Annotated in this window: 19 protein-coding genes; 9 read left to right on the plus strand and 10 right to left on the minus strand. The window is 55.1% G+C overall.

The window, feature by feature from the left end:
- Positions 1 to 673: 673 nt before the first annotated feature.
- Positions 674 to 1,195, plus strand: coding sequence for a DUF2199 domain-containing protein (locus tag D3Z90_RS09465; protein WP_136475493.1), 522 nt, complete (start codon positions 674 to 676; stop codon positions 1,193 to 1,195).
- Positions 1,196 to 2,019: 824 nt separating this feature from the next.
- On the opposite strand, the gene D3Z90_RS09470 is transcribed toward D3Z90_RS09465, so the two are convergent.
- Together D3Z90_RS09470 and D3Z90_RS09475 are read right to left on the minus strand one after the other, a co-directional pair.
- Positions 2,020 to 2,232, minus strand: coding sequence for a hypothetical protein (locus tag D3Z90_RS09470; RefSeq protein WP_136475494.1), 213 nt, complete (start codon positions 2,230 to 2,232; stop codon positions 2,020 to 2,022).
- A gap of 761 nt (positions 2,233 to 2,993) precedes the next feature.
- A complete protein-coding gene (locus D3Z90_RS09475) occupies positions 2,994 to 3,515 on the minus strand; it encodes a GrpB family protein (protein WP_256658339.1) in 522 nt (173 codons plus the stop codon).
- A 182-nt stretch (positions 3,516 to 3,697) separates the two neighbouring features.
- Here D3Z90_RS09475 and D3Z90_RS09480 point away from each other — a divergent pair, with 182 nt between their 5' ends.
- Both D3Z90_RS09480 and D3Z90_RS09485 read left to right on the plus strand, forming a co-directional pair.
- Complete coding sequence (locus D3Z90_RS09480) at positions 3,698 to 4,318, plus strand: tyrosine-type recombinase/integrase (RefSeq protein WP_136475495.1); 621 nt, start codon at positions 3,698 to 3,700, stop codon at positions 4,316 to 4,318.
- 155 nt (positions 4,319 to 4,473) lie between these two features.
- Complete coding sequence (locus D3Z90_RS09485; protein WP_136475496.1) at positions 4,474 to 4,923, plus strand: hypothetical protein; 450 nt, start codon at positions 4,474 to 4,476, stop codon at positions 4,921 to 4,923.
- Between the two features lie 451 nt (positions 4,924 to 5,374).
- Here the strand turns inward: D3Z90_RS09485 and D3Z90_RS09490 are convergent, their stop codons facing one another.
- Positions 5,375 to 5,683, minus strand: coding sequence for a hypothetical protein (locus D3Z90_RS09490; RefSeq protein WP_136475497.1), 309 nt, complete (start codon positions 5,681 to 5,683; stop codon positions 5,375 to 5,377).
- A 937-nt stretch (positions 5,684 to 6,620) separates the two neighbouring features.
- On the opposite strand from D3Z90_RS09490, the gene D3Z90_RS09495 reads away from it, so the two are divergent.
- A complete protein-coding gene (locus D3Z90_RS09495) occupies positions 6,621 to 7,031 on the plus strand; it encodes a hypothetical protein (protein WP_136475498.1) in 411 nt (136 codons plus the stop codon).
- Between the two features lie 107 nt (positions 7,032 to 7,138).
- Here the strand turns inward: D3Z90_RS09495 and D3Z90_RS09500 are convergent, their stop codons facing one another.
- Both D3Z90_RS09500 and D3Z90_RS09505 read right to left on the minus strand, forming a co-directional pair.
- Complete coding sequence (locus tag D3Z90_RS09500) at positions 7,139 to 8,173, minus strand: cytochrome D1 domain-containing protein (protein ID WP_136475499.1); 1,035 nt, start codon at positions 8,171 to 8,173, stop codon at positions 7,139 to 7,141.
- 232 nt (positions 8,174 to 8,405) lie between these two features.
- The gene (locus tag D3Z90_RS09505; protein ID WP_136475500.1) at positions 8,406 to 8,588 is read right to left on the minus strand and encodes a hypothetical protein; all 183 of its coding nucleotides are present in this window, start codon (positions 8,586 to 8,588) and stop codon (positions 8,406 to 8,408) included.
- A 159-nt stretch (positions 8,589 to 8,747) separates the two neighbouring features.
- Here D3Z90_RS09505 and D3Z90_RS09510 point away from each other — a divergent pair, with 159 nt between their 5' ends.
- Entirely contained in the window at positions 8,748 to 9,566 is an 819-nt protein-coding gene (locus D3Z90_RS09510) for a shikimate 5-dehydrogenase (protein WP_136475501.1), read from the plus strand.
- Between the two features lie 29 nt (positions 9,567 to 9,595).
- Here D3Z90_RS09510 and D3Z90_RS09515 read toward each other — a convergent pair whose 3' ends face one another.
- Entirely contained in the window at positions 9,596 to 10,240 is a 645-nt protein-coding gene (locus tag D3Z90_RS09515) for a YceH family protein (RefSeq protein WP_136475502.1), read from the minus strand.
- 96 nt (positions 10,241 to 10,336) lie between these two features.
- Positions 10,337 to 11,548 (minus strand): serine/threonine transporter SstT, encoded by a 1,212-nt coding sequence (sstT, locus tag D3Z90_RS09520; RefSeq protein ID WP_136475503.1) that lies wholly within the window; start codon positions 11,546 to 11,548, stop codon positions 10,337 to 10,339.
- Between the two features lie 215 nt (positions 11,549 to 11,763).
- On the opposite strand from sstT, the gene D3Z90_RS09525 reads away from it, so the two are divergent.
- Positions 11,764 to 12,918, plus strand: coding sequence for an MFS transporter (locus D3Z90_RS09525; protein WP_136475504.1), 1,155 nt, complete (start codon positions 11,764 to 11,766; stop codon positions 12,916 to 12,918).
- Here D3Z90_RS09525 and nhaR read toward each other — a convergent pair.
- Positions 12,908 to 13,804 carry a transcriptional activator NhaR gene (gene nhaR / locus D3Z90_RS09530; protein ID WP_136475505.1) on the minus strand — a complete coding sequence of 299 codons (897 nt, stop codon included), beginning with the start codon at positions 13,802 to 13,804 and terminating at the stop codon, positions 12,908 to 12,910. The two genes, D3Z90_RS09525 and nhaR, sit on opposite strands and share 11 nt — an antisense overlap.
- Positions 13,805 to 13,939: 135 nt before the next feature.
- Between nhaR and D3Z90_RS09535 the strand changes: the two genes are divergently transcribed.
- Positions 13,940 to 14,179, plus strand: coding sequence for a hypothetical protein (locus tag D3Z90_RS09535; protein WP_136475506.1), 240 nt, complete (start codon positions 13,940 to 13,942; stop codon positions 14,177 to 14,179).
- A 30-nt stretch (positions 14,180 to 14,209) separates the two neighbouring features.
- Positions 14,210 to 14,959, plus strand: coding sequence for a TerC family protein (locus tag D3Z90_RS09540; RefSeq protein WP_136475507.1), 750 nt, complete (start codon positions 14,210 to 14,212; stop codon positions 14,957 to 14,959).
- Positions 14,960 to 15,064: 105 nt separating this feature from the next.
- Here the strand turns inward: D3Z90_RS09540 and D3Z90_RS26775 are convergent, their stop codons facing one another.
- A complete protein-coding gene (locus D3Z90_RS26775) occupies positions 15,065 to 15,241 on the minus strand; it encodes a hypothetical protein (protein WP_168198449.1) in 177 nt (58 codons plus the stop codon).
- A gap of 217 nt (positions 15,242 to 15,458) precedes the next feature.
- On the opposite strand from D3Z90_RS26775, the gene D3Z90_RS09545 reads away from it, so the two are divergent.
- Positions 15,459 to 16,145: a peptidase C39 family protein gene (locus D3Z90_RS09545; RefSeq protein WP_136475508.1), complete on the plus strand. Its 687-nt coding sequence runs from the start codon at positions 15,459 to 15,461 to the stop codon at positions 16,143 to 16,145.
- 21 nt (positions 16,146 to 16,166) lie between these two features.
- Here D3Z90_RS09545 and D3Z90_RS09550 read toward each other — a convergent pair whose 3' ends face one another.
- Positions 16,167 to 17,450, minus strand: a complete 1,284-nt coding sequence (locus D3Z90_RS09550; RefSeq protein ID WP_136475509.1) for an FAD-binding oxidoreductase — start codon at positions 17,448 to 17,450, stop codon at positions 16,167 to 16,169.
- Positions 17,451 to 17,610 lie beyond the last annotated feature (160 nt).

The raw sequence follows: 17,610 nt of genomic DNA on the forward strand, positions 1-17,610 counted from the left end.
TGAAGTGAGTGATATGCTTTTGCGACGTACAAGGAGTGGTTGCTGATGCAGGCATCACGGAGAATGAAGTCTTGGCGTTTGAGACTGGCAGTGGCCTTAATAATTGCAGGCGGCCTTTTGGTTAAAAGTGAGAGGGCGCTTGGACGGTCTGACTACGTGTCATATGGACTTGTCGCATTTCTCGTTGCAGCTGTTCTTGTCGTTTGGAAGTTTTACAGCCTGCCAAATGGCCCCGAAAATTAGCTTCAATTGACAGCGCCGAAGTGTCAGGCCGGCAGTGCACCGTTGAACACATCGAACGACTCATAGATCACCCAGCCGCTTTCGCTCGCGTCGCCCTTGTTGTCGATCACCTATGTGCCGGCCTTGAAGTAAAACGGGTACTTGATCCACTTGGTGTTCACTGGTGCGCTGGCGCTGAGTTCGTCCAGCCTGACGGTTAGCTGGCTAAACTCGTCAACCTGTACACCTGGCCAAGCGAGATCATGCGCCCAAGTGTGTTCACTAGGGCTAATCCGCGCTATTCCTTTCCCCCTTTGCAAGCGGCTCCAGGCTTTTATCCCCTACAACTCACTCTTGGTTCTTTTTCACACAGGCTGGGTCAATAGCGGGCGTGCGCCGTGTTTGTTAGGCTGCCTTACATCAAAGGCCTATTGAATGCTAAGGATCTGCAATGGCTGCGATTTTTGCCTACCGGTGTGAGTGTTGCAACGAGGTACATGAAGGATCTCCCTCATTTGGTTTCGCTGCACCTGCGTATTATCAGTGGTTGACGGATGAGCAAAAGGCGTCGTGTGGCTGGATCACTGATGATCTGTGCACAGTTACGTTGGAGGGACGCACGGACTTCTTCATCCGTTCAGTTCTGGAAATTCCGATTCACGGGATCAGCGAACCCTTTATCTGGGGTGTTTGGGTATCTGTTTCTGAAAAAAGCTATGGCCGTTATGTAGAGACCCGCACTGCTCCAGCAGATGGCGATGGCTTTTTCGGATGGTTGGCCAACGACATCCCATGTTACCCCCCGGGCGGCCCCTTTGCCGTCAATGTGTATTTGCAGCCCGAAGGGCTTCGTCCGATAGTCGAGTTGCAACAGGGAGGAAGTGAAGATCATCCTTTGTTGACAGATCAGGTCCGAGGGATCGCGCCGGCGAAGGCTCAGGAAATCGCTGAGTTACTGCTTCACCCAACTTGACCGGCATGAAATATGGTCCCTCTATAATGTGAGCGGATTATTTTTCGGCCACTTACGGCGTCAATGCAGAGGCCGCTGAGGGTCGATTGCAACCATTCTGGGACTGGCTGCATTCGACCCAATATAGATAGTCCGTTCCAGGGTGCTCAGTAGCGGTCAACTCCAGATCACAATCGAATGACCTGGCCCGTGGAGCGTCATTGCTTCAGGCCCTGTCCAAGCGTCTGGGTGCACATTGACATGCAGAGTGCCCTTGTCTAAGGCCAACACGATTAATGTGGTCGCTTCGTCTTCACTGATTTCTTTGAGTGTACAGCCTTTGAGATCGGAAAAGCTTATCCCTTCAAATCGACACGGGTTGTATACAGTCAACCCAGACCCGTCGAACAAGATAATCTGAAAGCAGTCATCGTATTGAAGGGCATCACGAATAACGACATTGAAAGGTAGCGCCAGCAATTCATTTGCTCCACTGCCTGATTTAGAAAAATCAACTCTTAGATAATCTACTTTTATTCAATCAATCTTGTCTAGTCTATTGCCGCTAGCAACGAATCGCAGCAATGGGTAGGTCGAGAGTCTACAACGGCTGCATAGGTAGCATTTCGTTTGTAGGCGACAAGCTTGGCATGAGACCAACTCAGTGTCTCCGATGGGTCGTTTTCTGCCATTACGACCGGAGGCGCGCACGACTGACTACCAAGGCGGTAGGCCGGTAGTCTTTCAGACGTTATCCTTCAGTCGATCTCGGCCATTGCGCCGCCCTATCAGCTGCTGCTTCAAGAATGCAGGTCGTCCCATCAATGTCATTCAAGTCTGAGCCTCTAAAGCTTACAGCCCTCAATCACAAGTACTGGTTTTTCATTGCAAATAATGTCTATCCACTCATCTGTGACAATTGCCAAATGAAAAATCGGATCATCTTTATAGATATCAAGTGAATCATTATGTAGCCATCCTGAAAAATCTGAATTCTCGACTAAAAAGAATGAGGTTTCGATTTCCTTGGGAATAAGCTGCAACGAAACAAGTCTCATGCTCTCGTTTGCTATACGTATTGCGGTGGGAAATTGGATGAAGTCTAAATAAAGTCTTCTACCTGCATTTCCTGATTATTTAAGATGAACGCGCATGCCGATGTCATAAGTAATTCGTTCAAAGGTTACTCTACCTAAAGCAGGCAAGCCTAATGCACTCCATGGACGGAATATTTGTTTATTCATGTCGACATCCTTTAGTCGTAATGTATCTGATCACCGGTTCTTTTTCCGTCAGGTCGTTGTATTTCGATGGTTGTCCGATCGTTGCTGCCATTGGGACGAACAAGAGCTCCTCTACCGTTTTCTAGATTCCCTACACGCACACCGTTACCATTGTCTCCCACATTTGAGGGATTCATGCAGGCAAATCTTTGTTGGCTTCATCAAAGCCGCCAGGTTTTAGCGACTGATAACAGGCCTGTCCAGTGGCTGCTTCTGGCCGATAACTGTTGATTGGATGACAGCTATCGACCCATTGCGGACGTTCGGCACTGGGATTCGAGATTATTTTTTTGCCCCGCGTTGATGGAATCTCACGCTGTGCCCTCAACCCAAATTCAGGTTGCAGGAGCAAGGAAACTACGAAGCACGCCAACAATTTCTTGAAGTGCCGTATCGTTTCTGCGCATCAAATATCCAAAGATCTGTTTCTGCGTCGCTAGCCCCGTACAATAAAATCAAGCAACATATCAAATATAGCCTAATTGTTTAAAAATTTTCTTATAGATATCACGCACCACTTTACTTTTATTTTCATGTTATTTCTGAATATCTAAGCTGCAATCTTTAATTGCCTCAAATTTGGCATCCGCATAAATCTTGCAGTCCTTCTCAGACTGTCTAAGCCAATCACGGAAAAGCAAGTGCCGGGCTGTTTCAGGGGTATCCCGAGTAAAAACATGCAGATTAACTCTCGGATTATCATAATGGAAAAGACGATGACCATGGAAGCGGGGCTCACGAACAATTAGTCTATACCCAAGACTTTCAAGCGCTAATACATATGTTTTTTCATCAGCAGCATCAGCAACCGTCAGATCAATATCAATAACAGGTTTAGCGGCTAAGCCAGGTACTGCCGTAGAACCCACATGATCAATTTTTAGTAGATTCGAACCTAATTTATTCTTAATTTCAGATTCCAATGTTGAATATATTTCCGGCCACGAGGGTTCATAAGCAACGACCGCTACATTCTCAATGGGCGGTACGCCATTAACAAAATAGCTGTCCTGAGGATCGATGACATAGTTATCCATTATTTCTTTTGGACTAATCATAAACGGATACCTATAAACCATAAAGATGATGAGCGATAGCTTACAAGAGGTGAGTTTGGATGTCTCTCAAATGTCCGCTTCTGGCCGTTTGCTGCCCTCAACCACCGGCAGCCATGGGTCGATTAGCGACCATCCACCGCATCGAGTTCACCCTTGTTCTCCTCTAACGCGGAGGACAACCCATGAAAACCGCTGCTACCTACACCCATCGCCCATGGAACAAGGGAAAGCTAGTCGGGCAGAAAGCCCCGCTCCGACTCAGAGATATCTGGGTCATCCGGGTAAGGCTCCAGATCGCGGAGAAATCTAGGGATCTGGCGTTGTTCAACTTGGCCATCGACAGCAAGCTGCGAGCCTGCGACTTAACCAAGCTTCGTGTACGGGACGTAGCCCATGGAGAGAATGTGTCGTCACGAGCGATCGTGATGCAGCAGAAAACTCAACATCCGGTGCAATTTGAGATCACGGAGCAAACCCGTTTGGCTTTGGTAGCCTGGATGCATCCGGCTAACCTCCGTAGCGAGGACTGTCTGTTTCCGAGTCGGCTACACGGTTCAGATCATCTCTCCACCAGACAATACGCTCGAATAGTGAAAGCTTGGGTGACAGCCATTGGCCTTGGCCCAGCCATGTACGGCACTCACACGATGCGGCGCACGAAGGCCTCCTTGATCTATCGCAGAACGAAGAATCGAAGGGCAGTCCAACTCCTGCTTGGCCACACGAAGCTTGAGAGCACCGTCAGATATCTGGGGATTGAGGTCGACGATGCCTTGGAGATGGCGGAGCAGACTGAGGTCTGATCATCCAAAGCGACGGTCGAGGGCATACCGTCGCTATCCGGCCCATAGCGCCCGCTCGCCAAGGGCCAGGTTCAACTGGAAGCTACTACTTGAAGGCGACTACAGTTGTTGGGGCGACTCAGGTAGGCTTCAAAGCACTGATTTAAGGAGCCAGCATGCGTATCACCCAAGATTTACGCGCAAACGAAATCCTCAGGCTTGAACATCTTTTGGAGGGTTTCAACTACACGGTCTGGGTTAACACCTACGGACCCTACGACTTGGATAGAACGCTCGAAGCGCAACTTGCTCATTCCACTGGTCACGAAGTGATCATTGGCGGGAAGTCCATCGTGCCGCCAAGCGAGGCACGCAGAGAAGTTACCGAGCAACTGTTGCACGTCGGGGATGGCGGTTACGGCCCACTGGACCTGAATGCAAAGCGCTCCGAAATCCTGAGTCTTCTTGAAGAACTATTCGAGCATGTGCGCCTGGACCAAGCCAGCACCATAACCTCATTTTGGCTAACTAAAGGGCATCCAGCATACCCAGTGTTCTGGGACTTCGCATTCGATATTCATAATGAGGGGAAAAGATGTATTTTCATGGGCAGTAGCAGTGACTAGGCCAGGAAAGCCAAACTTTCTAACGAGCTGGCCACGCCTGCTGTTATGACCGCTTCGGGTCGAAAGCCGTCACTCAGAATGGGCTGCTTTTTTGGCCGGTAGCTGCCATTGGCGAAGGGCCTCTTGGGGTTGTTTATAGATTTTCAGGTTGACGCCACTACGGACCGTTGGTCAGGTCATCCAAACATTCCCAGTCCACAACGCCCTAACTTGAAGTTATGGACTAATGAGGGCACGGATCATGGAATTCGATATGGCGGAGTTTAGAGAGAGCATGGCTGCCGGCTAGCCGCTGGTGAAACAAGCAAATGACGTTCTATGCCTGTATCACGAGGCGGTGAATCACTGGCAAGCCAAGAGGAGCTGAAGCACTTACTGTGCGCCGGCTTGATGTTGAGCGTGCACCAAATAAAACACCGGCAGTTGTGCCGGTGTTATGCGAACGAATTGCCTAAGGAGTAACAGACTCCAAATCAAATGAGATGATATTGAATTCGCCGTCTACTTTGAAAGCAGAAACGTTATGAAATTCGTATATTCTGTTGTCGGTTTTTAATTTAACTCTGTCGTCATGAACCTCGCCAACCGCTTGAGAACTTTTGGTGACGAGGAATGGTGCGCTTTTCTTTGAAGTTAAAAGCGCTTCTTCATCGCTTTGCTGGGCGGCCATGAGGAAGTAGCGGTAAACCATGGGTACAGTGGCGCCACCACTGTTGTACAGAATTTCGTATATAGCCCCACCGGAGCCGACTTTTGTCACTGTGTCAATCTCTGTCGGCTCAGGCCTACTAGGTGAAGAAATGTAAATGTACAGTGCTTGCACGAAGCAGAATACTGCAAGTATCCAAGTCCACCAGTTAATGCTCTTTCGATTTTGCATAATTTATGCCTGCTTTAATCTATTCTTGATCACCGTAAGGGGCGTCGGCCCCACTTGGAAAAATCAACTGATGTAGTTCCTGATATTGTTTGTTTCACTCCGGCAAGTGGGTAATAGCAACTCATGCTTGCGCCCGTTTTTGCCGTGGCGGAAAACCTTACGAATGAGGTGAAGCCAAGGGTTGGGGTGACTGTGCATAAATGCAGTGTTTTGGTGTGCGAATTTACGGCGATCACCAGTGTATCTATTACGAATAGCGTTCCCTAATATTTAGGGTGTTCTTAGTACGATACGCGGTTTTGGTCAGATGGCCGGAGAGAGGGCGGGAATTGATTCAAAAACTCGAAGGGTGTGCTGCTATGAGATGGGGGCTGAGCAAAGCGGCAACCTGAAAATTTTGGGGACTTCAATGTGCCGCAAGGGGCGGGCGGGCATCTTCGTAGCGCTCTTTAGACCCGTTAACGGCATCACGGATCTCGTACCATTTTTTGTACCAATGGCTGTGTTTGGATTGAGATGCAGAGTGGTGTGGAGGGCTGGAAGGCCCTTGAGTAGGGGGTCTCCTCACTTTCGAGAACTCGTCAAAGCGCAAAAAACATCTCCGGAGTATGGCCTAGAGTCTGTTGATTAGCCTGTGATCATTGGGCGAAATATGAACGAAATTTAATCCTGGATTTTTTCCAGCGAACCAATAGCAGCCATTCAAGTGTGATGTGAAGCCTTCCACGCCCTGGCTTTTGCACCTGTAACACTTCACCGCACCACGCTACAGTACAGCGAACAAGTAGTGCCCAAACCAAGAACAAGGAGGTTACTAATGCTTGCGAAACTGTTGGTGACGGTTGGCATCGTTTTTTACGCCGTGGTCGTACCCATCTTTGAGGTCAACGACACTCATGTTTTCAATACGGCCTGGGAACCCCATGCTCGGCTGCATGAGACCTGGCAATTGTTTACCAACACGGCAATTGGAGCCTTTAGTGTCTGGCTCGTCTGGGGCAAGGACAACCTCAAGTTAGAGAGCCTTCTTACTGTGTTCGTAACCGGTGGGTTCTTAATGGCGTACTGGCTGCAGGATGGGTACGGGGGCTCCATGGTACTCACCGATGGTTCAGAGAAAATGATCTTCGGGATCAACTTGGGCCTTTTTGCGTACACGCTGGCTATTCTGCTCGCGGGTGTGGCAGTCGCCATCGAGTGGCGGCATCGAATGCGACCAGAGGCCTGATCTATGAAAGACAAAACGCCCGACGCATCGCATCGGGCGTTGCAGTGACACTGATAGAGGCTTTTTCAGCCGCAGCGATCAGTATCGGAGATGGGCACAACTAAACGTCAAGGCGTCATGCTGATGCCGTTCGGACCTTTGTCTACAGGGACGGTCTTGATCACCTTGCGCTCTTTCACATCGATCATCGAAACCGAGTTGGCGAAAGAGTTGGTCACGTAGGCATAACGTCCTTCTCGGTCAACGACGACACCGTGGGCGCCAGCGCCGGTCTCAACTGCCTTGGCCACCTTGAAAGTCTCCAGGTCAATCACGCTGGCCGTGTGCCCGGGCTTGTCACGTGCGCCTTGGTTGGCCACCACCAGGGTGCGTGAGTCTGGCGTTGCATACAGTTGGATAGGAACAGTACCGACATCAATTTTGCGAATTACCTTGCGTGTGGCAGGGTCGATCACAGCGACTGCGTTTTCCCCCGACAGCGAGACGAAGGCAAGACGTCCGTCCGGGGTGAACCCGACCTGCGCCGGCTGGTTGCCGACGGTCACCTGCGAGACCTCTTTCTGGCTGGCTGTGTCGATTACCGACACGGCGCCACCTTTGAGGTCGGCGACGTAGACTTCCTTGCCGTCCGGGCTGAACCGAAGACCATGGGGGAACTTGCCGACCGGAATCGTCGCTACCTGGCTGTGTGTCGATGTTTCGATCACACTGATAGTGTTGTCACCGCTATTGGTGATGTAAGCGAGGCGGCCATCGGGGGAGATCACGACATGGGCCGGGTGTACACCTACCGGTACCTTGGCGACCACCGCGTCAGTACGGCTATCGATAACCCATACAGCACCGGGTTTGCCTTTTTCAGCATGCATGCCCTTGGCCATATCCATATGTGCAGCAGTGGCGGCCTCACCCATATTGGTCACCCAGACAAATTTGCCGTCGGGCGAAACCTGTACGTTGTGGGGCATTTTGCCAACTTGCACGCGTCCCAGCGTTTTCAACGATGCAGCGTCCAGCACGTTGACCGTGTCGGCCCCTTCATTGGCCATATAGATTTTGTCGGTGGCGAAGGTGGCGCCCGTCCAGGCCAGCAAACCAATTTGCACCGCAGCCAAAAGCAAGTTCTTAACTGTTGTCATCATGATTACTCCGTTGGAAAAATCGGCTTCTCCGACGCCTTCGCCAGGGGTTGCAACCCCGGGACCGCAGGACCGGTATCAGTGGATACGGCGCAGTCTCAACCTTGACACGATTGGAAGGTAAAGCACTTTTCCATATTTTTTTTAATGACTTTCGCCCGGCCATAAAAAGCCCCGCCAAAGGGCGGGGCAAGGGGAGTGCGGAGCAACGCACGATAAAACCGATCGAGTTGCCTCAGGCGTGAAGGCGGGTGTTCTGCATGTGGCTGGCCAGGTTCTGGGCGGCAGTCAGTGAAGTCAGCGGTCCGGACACTTGTTCACCATCGCGAACCAGATACCAGCAAGCCAGCAGGCCCAGGTTCCTTAGCGAGGCGGGAACGGCGCTACCGATTACGGACATAATGTTGATAGGGGCCATGGGGACTCTCCTGCGATTCATGGGCCTACCTTAAGGGCTGCGGTGCGCCGGTTGAAATCAACCCGCTCGATAGTGCTCATCACTGTCATCGACCCTCGTCATGCAACGTCAGTCGATACATGTGTGCATAATGCCTTCTCGATCGCAGAGGAGAGCCCTATGGCCCATGTTCCCAGCAAAGACACTGTGTTGTGCATTTCGCTGGCCGGTCGTCCCGGTACCTTTGGTGTACGTTTTCACAATCACCTGTACCAGCAACTGGGTCTTGATTACTACTACAAGGCCATGACCACGCAAGATCTGCCAGCGGCAGTTGGCGGCATACGCGCCTTGGGCATTCGCGGTTGTGGTGTGTCGATGCCTTTTAAAGAAGCCTGTATGGCCCTGGTCGATGAGATCGACCCGTCGGCCGCGGCTATCGAGTCGATCAACACCATCGTCAACGACGCCGGTAGGCTCAAGGCCTATAACACTGATTACCTGGCCGTGCGCCAATTGCTCGAGCAGCATCGCGTGGATCCGGGTACCGCCTTTGCGTTGCGTGGCAGCGGCGGTATGGCCAAGGCAGTGGCCAGCGCCTTGCGCGATGCAGGATTTGCCCAAGGCACCATCGTTGCGCGCAATGAGCAGGCGGGTCGCCAGTTGGCCGACAGCTGCGGCTACCGTTGGCTGGCGGAGCTGGGAGATTTGTGCCCTCCGATGCTGATCAATGTGACGCCGATCGGCATGGCGGGCGGCATCGAGGCCGAGCAACTGGCGTTTGGCCTTGAGGCGATCTCGGCGGCGCAGATGGTGTTCGATGTCGTGGCGATGCCGGCGCGTACGCCGCTGATCATCGAGGCCCAGACGCAGGGCAAAGCGGTAATTACCGGGCTGGAAGTGATTGCCCTGCAAGCACTGGAGCAGTTCGTACTGTACACCGGTGTGCGGCCGACGGCTGAGCAGGTAGCGCAGGCAGTGGCCTACGCCAGAGCGTAGGCCTTGACCCCGGCGGATAATTCGTCGATTTATTCCAATTGCGCCAGCCGCTCTTCCAGCGCGGCAATTCGTGCTTCAAGTGCCTCGATGCGCTCGAGTGATACTGCGCCACCTGCGCTGCGTTCCGGCCCTTGTTGGCGTGCAGCAAGAATGACCTCGATCTCGGCAGGATCACCCAGGGCATGGGTGTAACGGTCTTCGCGCTGGCCTGCCTGGCGCGGCAGGTGCAAGGCAAAGCCTCGGGCAATCAGGCGCTCAAGCTGATGCAGCACTTGTTCGCTGTCCTCGAATTCATGCATGCGGCTGCTGCGGGTCAGCAGTTCGTTCACCGTCTGCGGACCGCGCAGGAACATCAGTCCCAATAAGGTGACTTGCGCTGGCACCAGTTCCAGGGCCTTGTCCACGCGGTGCTCCCAGCGGTCTGCGCGGCTGCCCATCTGCAAGCGCGTCAGGCCTTGGCCTTCAAGGGCGCGCAGGGCCTGGCCGACTTGGCCTTGGCTCAGGTTCATCACCGGTTCACGGCTGGTTTTCTGATTACAGGCCAGCACCAGGGCGTTCAAGGTCAGCGGGTAGGTTTCCGGGCTGGTGGCTTGTTTTTCGATCAGTGAGCCAAGTACGCGGATCTCGGTGCTGTTGAAGCGGGCTTCGGAAGGGGATTGCTGATCGTCGGACATGACCCTGTCTCTATGCGAAGTAAGGCCTCTAGCCTAGGTGCGCGGCAGGGTAAAACACAAGCAGCCGGTGCAGGGCACACCGGCTGCGGGTCAGGCTCAGGCGTTGCGGCGCTCTTCGCCCATGCAGGCGGCAGCGGTGAACAGCACGTCGGTAGAGGAGTTCAGCGCGGTTTCCGCCGAGTCCTGCAGGACACCGATGATGAAGCCGACAGCCACGACCTGCATGGCGATTTCGCTGGGGATGCCGAACAGACTGCAGGCCAGCGGGATCAGCAGCAGCGAACCACCGGCGACACCCGAAGCGCCACAGGCGCAGACGGCAGCTACAACACTGAGCAGGATGGCGGTCGGGATGTCGACGGCAATACCCAGGGTGTGTACTGCTGCCAGTGTCAGCACGGTAATGGTGATTGCCGCGCCCGCCATGTTGATGGTCGCACCCAGTGGGATCGAGACCGAATAGGTGTCTTCATGCAGGCCAAGACGCTCGCTCAGGGCCAGGTTGACGGGAATGTTGGCCGCCGAACTGCGGGTGAAAAATGCGGTGATCCCGCTTTCACGCAGGCACAGAAGCACCAGCGGGAAGGGGTTGCGGCGAATTTTCCAGAACACGATGAGCGGGTTGATCACCAGTGCCACGAACAACATGCAGCCGATCAGCACAGCCAACAAATGCAGGTAACCAAGCAGGGCGTCCAGGCCCGATTGGGCGAGGGTCGAGGCGACCAGGCCGAAAATACCCAGCGGGGCGAAACGAATCACCACGCGAACGATCAGAGTGACACCGTTGGACAGGTCTTCGACCACCGTGCGAGTCGTGGGCCCGGCGTGACGAATAGCCACACCCAGACCGATGGCCCAGGCCAGGATGCCGATGAAGTTGGCGTTCATCAGGGCGCTCACCGGGTTGTCGACGACGCTCAGCAGCAAGCTCTGAAGGACCTCGGCAATACCGCCGGGCGCGCTCAAGGCGACATCCGAGGTGCTCAACGCCAGGTTCGATGGGAAGAGCATGCTGGCGACCACCGCGACGACGGCGGCGGCAAAGGTACCGAACAGATACAGGACCAGAATCGGGCGGATGTGCGTTTCGGTGCCGTGTTTATGGTTGGCGATAGAGGCCATTACCAGGATAAACACCAGGATTGGCGCCACAGCCTTCAGCGCCGAGACAAACACCTTGCCAATAAAGCCCAGGTCCAGAGCGATCTGGGGGGCAGTCAACGCCAGGGCAATACCGGCCACAAGGCCGATCATGATCTGTAGTACCAGACTGGTACGGTTCAACAGCTTTAGAACAGGGGTCATGTCGGGTGTTTCTCAGTCTTGTAAAGGGGCAGCCGGCCCGTTGCGGTGCCAGGACGTACCGCAGTACAGGCGACCAGGACCATGAAAGGGGCGCGACTTTAGCACAGCGGGTCACAATTGGTGATTGCCTGTGTCAGTGCGTAGGACGGGCGTGTAGTATGCGCGCCCCTTGGAAACGGCTAAGCGCCGTGAATGTTTAGAACGCTGGAGTGTAGATGTTACTGCCGATTCTGCTGCTGGCTGCTGCCGGCTTCACTGTACTGACTACGGAGTTCGTGATCGTCGGGTTACTGCCGGGCATCGCTCGCGACCTGGCGGTGAGTGTGCCCCAGGCTGGACTGTTGGTGACGTTGTTTGCCTTTACCGTGGCCTGCTTCGGCCCTTTTCTTACCGCCTGGTGTGCACGCTTGGACCGCAAGCGTCTGTTCGTCGGCATTCTGTTGCTGTTCGCCGCCTGCAATCTGCTGGCAGCCATTGCGCCGAATATCTACGTGATGGGGCTGGCACGGCTGCTGCCGGCGCTGGGGTTGCCGGTATTCTGGTCGTTGGCCAGTGAAACGGCCGTTGATATTGTCGGGCCGGCGTACGCCGGGCGGGCGATATCCAAGATCAGTTTCGGCGTGGTGTGTGCCACGGTGTTCGGCATTCCTGTCGGCACCTTGGTAGGTGACGCCCTGGGCTGGCGCGCCGCTTTCGCGTTGCTGGCAGTGTTGGCCCTGGCCAAGGCGTTGCTGCTGCAACTTTATCTGCCGCACACCCCTCGCCATAACCAGGCCACCTCCCTACGCGGGCAATTCGGTATTTTGCGCAGCCGCTTGCTCCAGGGGCATGTGCTGCTCTCGGTGCTGGTGTTCAGCGGCATGTTCACTGTTTATACCTATCTGGCCGACATTCTGGAGCGCCTGGCTGGATTTGATGGGGCTCGGGTAGGCTGGTATTTGATGGGCTTTGGCGCTGTCGGCCTGATCGGCAACAGCTTGGGCGGGCGAGCGGTGGATCGACATCCGTTGCTGGCCTCGGGCGGCTTTTGCGCGTTGATGCTGGTTGGTCTGGTCGCCCTGGTACCGAGTATTCACTCTACTTACGGCCTGATCGGCGCGCTGGCGATTTGGGGTACAACCCAGGCGGCACTGTTTCTGGTCAGTCACGTGCGTCTGATCAAGGCCGCGCCCCAGGCGCCGGCTTTCGCCGCTTCATTGAACATTGCCGGGGCCAACCTGGGGATTGGCCTTGGCGCGATTGTTGGGGGGCGAGTGATCGAAAGCCTCGGCCTGGCCAGCCTCGGTTACGTCGCGGCACTGCTGATCGGGTTGTCGGTACTGCTGGCGCTGGGGTTGATGCGAGTACGCGGTAGCGTCGCTACCAGTTGAACAACTGGCGCCGGGCCCCTTCGGTGATTGCGATGATGCCCGGATGCTTGACCTTGCGCTCCACCGAAATGGCATAGAACGACTCGATGACGGCGTCGGTCTGGCCGATCAGTTCCACGCCGTAATGGCGGCAGACTTCATCGGCGATGACACTAGGGCCAATGAAGATACCGCTACCGGATTGACCGAAGGCCTGCATGAGCGCGCTGTCGTCGAATTCGCCAACGATTCGCGGTTGAATCTGCTGCTCGGCGAACCAGCGCAGCAAGCGGCTACGAACGACGGTTTCATGCCCGGGGATCAGTAAAGGGGCATGTTGCAGGCAGGCGGGGAACGTTTCGCTCAGGCTGGCGGCCAGGGCAGGGGTGGCGAAAAAGCTGATGCCACATTCCCCCAGGCGCTGGCTGTAGCCCTTGATGTCCAGGTGGCTGGGCATGGGGCTGTCGGATATCACCAGGTCCAGGCGTTGAATCGCCAGGTCTGCGAGCAGGCGTTCCAGCTTGTCTTCGCGACAACTCAGGCGCAGGGCATCTTCCATTTCCATGGTCGGTGCCAGCAATCGGTAGACAATGGATTTGGGCACCACATCGGCCACCCCCACGCGAAAAAGAATTTGCTGCTCATCTGGGCGAGCACGCAGCATTGCTTCCAGCTCACCGCCAATTTGAAACATCTGTTCGGCGTAGGTCAGCGCCTGACGCCCGCTTTCACTCAGTTCCAACTGCCGCCCGACCCGGCGAAACAGTTCAATGCCATAAGTTTGTTCGAGCAGGCTGATCTGTCCACTGATGGTTTGCGGGGTCAGGTTCAGTTGCTCGCTGGCCCGCACGATGCTGCCCGTGCGGGCTACCACCCAGAAGTAATGCAACTGTCGGTAGTTGAGCATGTGGCATCTCGATTCGTAAAAACCGAAGTATAACTGCTGAAAATACGAATTTTCCTGATGTATCTAGATATTTAGAATCCCTAGCCATCACGTTGCCACTGAGTGGGCATCGATCATCGACACGGAGATCTTCATATGTTGCACCTAAAATCCATTGGAACACCCTTGGTGTTGCTGTTGGCCCTGTTTGCCATGAGCGGTTGCGAGCAGGCGGAAAAATCCGCGCAGCAGATGCTCAACCAGGCAGCCGAGTCGGCCAAGGAAGCTATCGACAAGACTAACGACGCCGCCCAGCAGGCGTTGAGCGAAGCCACCGGCTCCGAGGGTGAAAAAACCGCCAAGTCCGAGCGCGACGACAGCTCCAAAGAAATCTGACCCACCCTTATCTCGATGCAGGAATGATTAATGGAATACTTGTTGGAACTCGCTGCAAGCCCGACCGCCTGGGTAGCCCTTGCCACCCTGGTGGCCATGGAGATCGTGCTCGGCATTGATAACTTGATCTTCATCTCCATCCTGACCAACAAGTTGCCTGTGGAATTTCGCTCCAAAGCGCGCCGCATCGGTATCAGCATGGCGCTGGTCATGCGCCTGGGCCTATTGAGCACCGTGGCCTGGATCGTGCAGTTGACTGAGCCGGTTGTCGAGGTGTTTGGTCATACCTTCTCCTGGAAGGACATGATTCTGATTGCGGGTGGCTTGTTCCTGCTGTGGAAAGCGACCAAGGAAATTCACGAGAGCGTCGACCCACGTGCCCAGGCTGAAGCCAAGGCCTCGTCGACTGTCACGCTAGGCTTTGCCGCTGCGATCGGTCAGATCCTGATTCTGGACATCGTCTTCTCGATTGACAGCATCATCACTGCCGTGGGCATGACAGAGCATCTGCCTATCATGATCATTGCCGTAGTGAGCGCGGTAATTGTGATGTTGGTCGCTGCTGACCCGCTGGCCAAGTTCATCAACGATAACCCGACCGTAGTAATGCTGGCGCTGGGCTTCCTGATCATGATCGGTATGACCCTGATCGCCGAAGGCTTTGGTGCCCATGTACCGAAAGGTTATGTGTATGCAGCGATGGCGTTCTCTACTGTGATTGAAATGTTGAACATCATGTCGCGCAGGGCGCGTATCAAACGCGAAGCTTCGCAAGAATGATGTAAGCAGCCGGGCAGTTGCTCTTGCGGGGGCAACTGCTTGTGCTGTTACGGGCGGTACGGATCATTTTGTGGGACCGCCACCGTCATATCTCAGCATTGCAAATCAATGCGCATTGGCATGCCGGCGGCTACGCCGGACGGGTACAGCGTCGTTGGTGGTTTTGGGCAAAGTATGGTGGGTATGATGGCGGCGGGCGATCCGCAGCACCCCCCAGAGCATGGCGGCGGCAACGCTCAACCAGGCGCCAACCAGCATGAATATTGCCATTGTCAGGCTCATGTGTGCCTCCTCAGGTCCATGGCCAGCCCATTTTGCTCGCCACGCGGACTCCACTAGAGTCTAGCCGAAGCCGTGTTGCCGGCTATTGACCGATGGTCTAGAGCCTTGGGCCGCTTTGTTCTAAGTCCTCTTCACACTATACCCGCGCCTTCTACCGGCCTATGATCGCAACCCAGGCCGGGCGCTGTCTGCCGGGCATCAGCACAAGTGAGTGTTCATGCTGCCACTGTCTAACACCTTATTTGCGATAGCCTCAGGCCGCCTGCTGGCTGCGTGTGCACTGACGCTCGCGTTAGTCGCTTGTGCCAGTCAACCTGCAGCTCCGATCCAGGGTCTGGCCCAGCGGGTAGAAATAGGCTCTGTACCTTTCTATCGTGGCAACGCCAACCAAAGCGCACCCATGGCCCTGGCAGCCATACTTTCGCAACAAGGCGTACGCATTACCCCGGGGTTGCTTGAGCAGCCATTGGGCCTGCCGCAAGGGGTGGACAAACTACAGGACTCGATGCAGAACGTTGCCCGTCAGTATGGGATGGTGGTCTATCCCCTCGAACCGAAACTCAACGCACTGCTGACCCAGGTGTCTGCGGGCAATCCGGTGTTGCTGCGGTTCGAAGAGGGTTCGGCATTCTGGGGCGAGCCGCGCTATGCCTTGCTGGTCGGCTACGATCGCTACAAGGAACGCGTGTTGCTGCGTGCCGGGATGAATCGACGCATGCTGATGGATTTTGATGATTTCACATCGGCTTGGAACAAGCAGGGGAGTTGGGCGGTACTGGTACAGCAGCCGGGCCAGTTGCCCGCTCAGGTTGACCGTCAGCGTTGGCTGAAGGCGGCCAATGACCTGGCCCAGGCGGGCCAGGAACAAGCAGCTCGCCAGGCCGTCAGTGCCTTGGGGCAGTGACAGCCTGGAAGCAGCCAGGGCTTAGAAGCCCAAGCGGTCGCGAAGGGTGTAGTACCAAGCGCCCAGGGCGCTGAACGGTACGCGCAACAGTTGGCCGCCAGGGAAGGGATAGTGCGGCAGTTCGGCGAACGCATCGAAGCGTTCGGCTTGTCCGCGCAGTGCTTCAGCCAGCACCTTGCCCGCCAAGTGGGTATAGGTAACGCCGTGGCCGCTGCAACCCTGGGAGTAATAGATGTTGTCACCCAGACGACCTACCTGAGGCAGGCGCGACAGGGTCAGCAGGAAGTTACCGGTCCAGGCGTAATCGATTTTCACGTCCTTGAGTTGCGGGAAGGCTTTGAGCATCTTCGGCCGGATGATCGCTTCGATGTTCGCCGGATCACGTGCGCCGTAGACCACGCCACCACCAAAGATCAGACGCTTGTCACCGGTCAGGCGGTAGTAGTCGAGCAGGTAGTTGCAGTCTTCTACGCAGTAGTCTTGCGGCAACAATTGACGCGCCAGATCATCGCCCAGCGGTTCGGTAGTGATTACCTGGGTGCCGCACGGCATCGACTTGGACGCCAGTTCCGGTACCAGATTGCCCAGGTAGGCGTTGCCGGCAACAATGATGAACTTGGCGCGCACTTTACCTTGCGGGGTGTGCACCACCGGGTTGGCACCACGCTCGATGCGCACAGCCGGGGATTGCTCGTAGATCTTGCCGCCTAGCGACTCGACCGCCGCAGCTTCGCCCAGGGCCAGGTTCAGTGGGTGAATGTGACCGCCGCTCATATCGAGCATGCCACCCAGGTACTGATCGCAATCGACCACTTCACGGATGCGCTTCTGGTCCATCAGCTCCAGTTGAGTATGACCGTAGCGTTCCCACAGGCGTTTTTGCGATTCCAGGTGGCCCATTTGCTTGGACGTCAGGGCTGCGAATACGCCGCCGTCCTTAAGGTCGCACTGGATGTTGTACTTGGCTACGCGCTCGCGAATGATGCGTCCGCCTTCAAAGGCCATTTGACCGAGCAGTTGAGCCTGCTTGGGACCGACAGTGCGCTCGATGACGTCAATGTCGCGGCTGTAGCTGTTAACGATCTGGCCACCGTTGCGGCCCGAAGCGCCGAAACCGACTTTGGCGGCTTCCAGCACGGTGACACTAAAGCCGGCTTCCAGCAGGAACAAGGCGCTGGACAGACCGGTGTAGCCGGCGCCGATCACGCAGACATCGGTCTGTACCTCTTCCTGCAGCGCCGGGCGCGGCGGTACCGGATTGGCCGATGCGGCGTAGTAGGACTGAGGGTAGGGGGTATTGGCCATGCTGCGAAACCTCTGTTTTATATTTTTTACGACTGTACCGATGCTATCAATAATAATAAACACCCGCTAGTCGTGTGTTAAAAATCCTTTACCCCGGTTTTAGCCAAATATTTTTAAGATTCAGTGGCTTAGCTTAAAAAAAAGAGTTGACACTGTCAGC

Source organism: Pseudomonas sp. DG56-2, from assembly GCF_004803755.1.
Classification (GTDB): Bacteria; Pseudomonadota; Gammaproteobacteria; order Pseudomonadales; family Pseudomonadaceae; genus Aquipseudomonas; species Aquipseudomonas auratipiscis.

What these genes read in the sequence shown, in the direction of transcription:
- D3Z90_RS09510 (WP_136475501.1), top strand. Translation starts at nt 8,748, where the DNA reads ATGGCCCATGTTCCCAGCAAAGACACTGTGTTGTGCATTTCGCTGGCC.
- D3Z90_RS09515 (WP_136475502.1), bottom strand. Translation starts at nt 10,240, where the DNA reads ATGTCCGACGATCAGCAATCCCCTTCCGAAGCCCGCTTCAACAGCACC.
- D3Z90_RS09470 (WP_136475494.1), bottom strand. Translation starts at nt 2,232, where the DNA reads ATGAGACTTGTTTCGTTGCAGCTTATTCCCAAGGAAATCGAAACCTCA.
- D3Z90_RS09485 (WP_136475496.1), top strand. Translation starts at nt 4,474, where the DNA reads ATGCGTATCACCCAAGATTTACGCGCAAACGAAATCCTCAGGCTTGAA.
- D3Z90_RS09550 (WP_136475509.1), bottom strand. Translation starts at nt 17,450, where the DNA reads ATGGCCAATACCCCCTACCCTCAGTCCTACTACGCCGCATCGGCCAAT.
- D3Z90_RS26775 (WP_168198449.1), bottom strand. Translation starts at nt 15,241, where the DNA reads ATGAGCCTGACAATGGCAATATTCATGCTGGTTGGCGCCTGGTTGAGC.
- D3Z90_RS09495 (WP_136475498.1), top strand. Translation starts at nt 6,621, where the DNA reads ATGCTTGCGAAACTGTTGGTGACGGTTGGCATCGTTTTTTACGCCGTG.
- D3Z90_RS09465 (WP_136475493.1), top strand. Translation starts at nt 674, where the DNA reads ATGGCTGCGATTTTTGCCTACCGGTGTGAGTGTTGCAACGAGGTACAT.
- D3Z90_RS09525 (WP_136475504.1), top strand. Translation starts at nt 11,764, where the DNA reads ATGTTACTGCCGATTCTGCTGCTGGCTGCTGCCGGCTTCACTGTACTG.
- D3Z90_RS09540 (WP_136475507.1), top strand. Translation starts at nt 14,210, where the DNA reads ATGGAATACTTGTTGGAACTCGCTGCAAGCCCGACCGCCTGGGTAGCC.
- D3Z90_RS09545 (WP_136475508.1), top strand. Translation starts at nt 15,459, where the DNA reads ATGCTGCCACTGTCTAACACCTTATTTGCGATAGCCTCAGGCCGCCTG.
- nhaR (WP_136475505.1), bottom strand. Translation starts at nt 13,804, where the DNA reads ATGCTCAACTACCGACAGTTGCATTACTTCTGGGTGGTAGCCCGCACG.
- D3Z90_RS09500 (WP_136475499.1), bottom strand. Translation starts at nt 8,173, where the DNA reads ATGATGACAACAGTTAAGAACTTGCTTTTGGCTGCGGTGCAAATTGGT.
- D3Z90_RS09535 (WP_136475506.1), top strand. Translation starts at nt 13,940, where the DNA reads ATGTTGCACCTAAAATCCATTGGAACACCCTTGGTGTTGCTGTTGGCC.
- sstT (WP_136475503.1), bottom strand. Translation starts at nt 11,548, where the DNA reads ATGACCCCTGTTCTAAAGCTGTTGAACCGTACCAGTCTGGTACTACAG.
- D3Z90_RS09505 (WP_136475500.1), bottom strand. Translation starts at nt 8,588, where the DNA reads ATGGCCCCTATCAACATTATGTCCGTAATCGGTAGCGCCGTTCCCGCC.
- D3Z90_RS09480 (WP_136475495.1), top strand. Translation starts at nt 3,698, where the DNA reads ATGAAAACCGCTGCTACCTACACCCATCGCCCATGGAACAAGGGAAAG.
- D3Z90_RS09475 (WP_256658339.1), bottom strand. Translation starts at nt 3,515, where the DNA reads ATGATTAGTCCAAAAGAAATAATGGATAACTATGTCATCGATCCTCAG.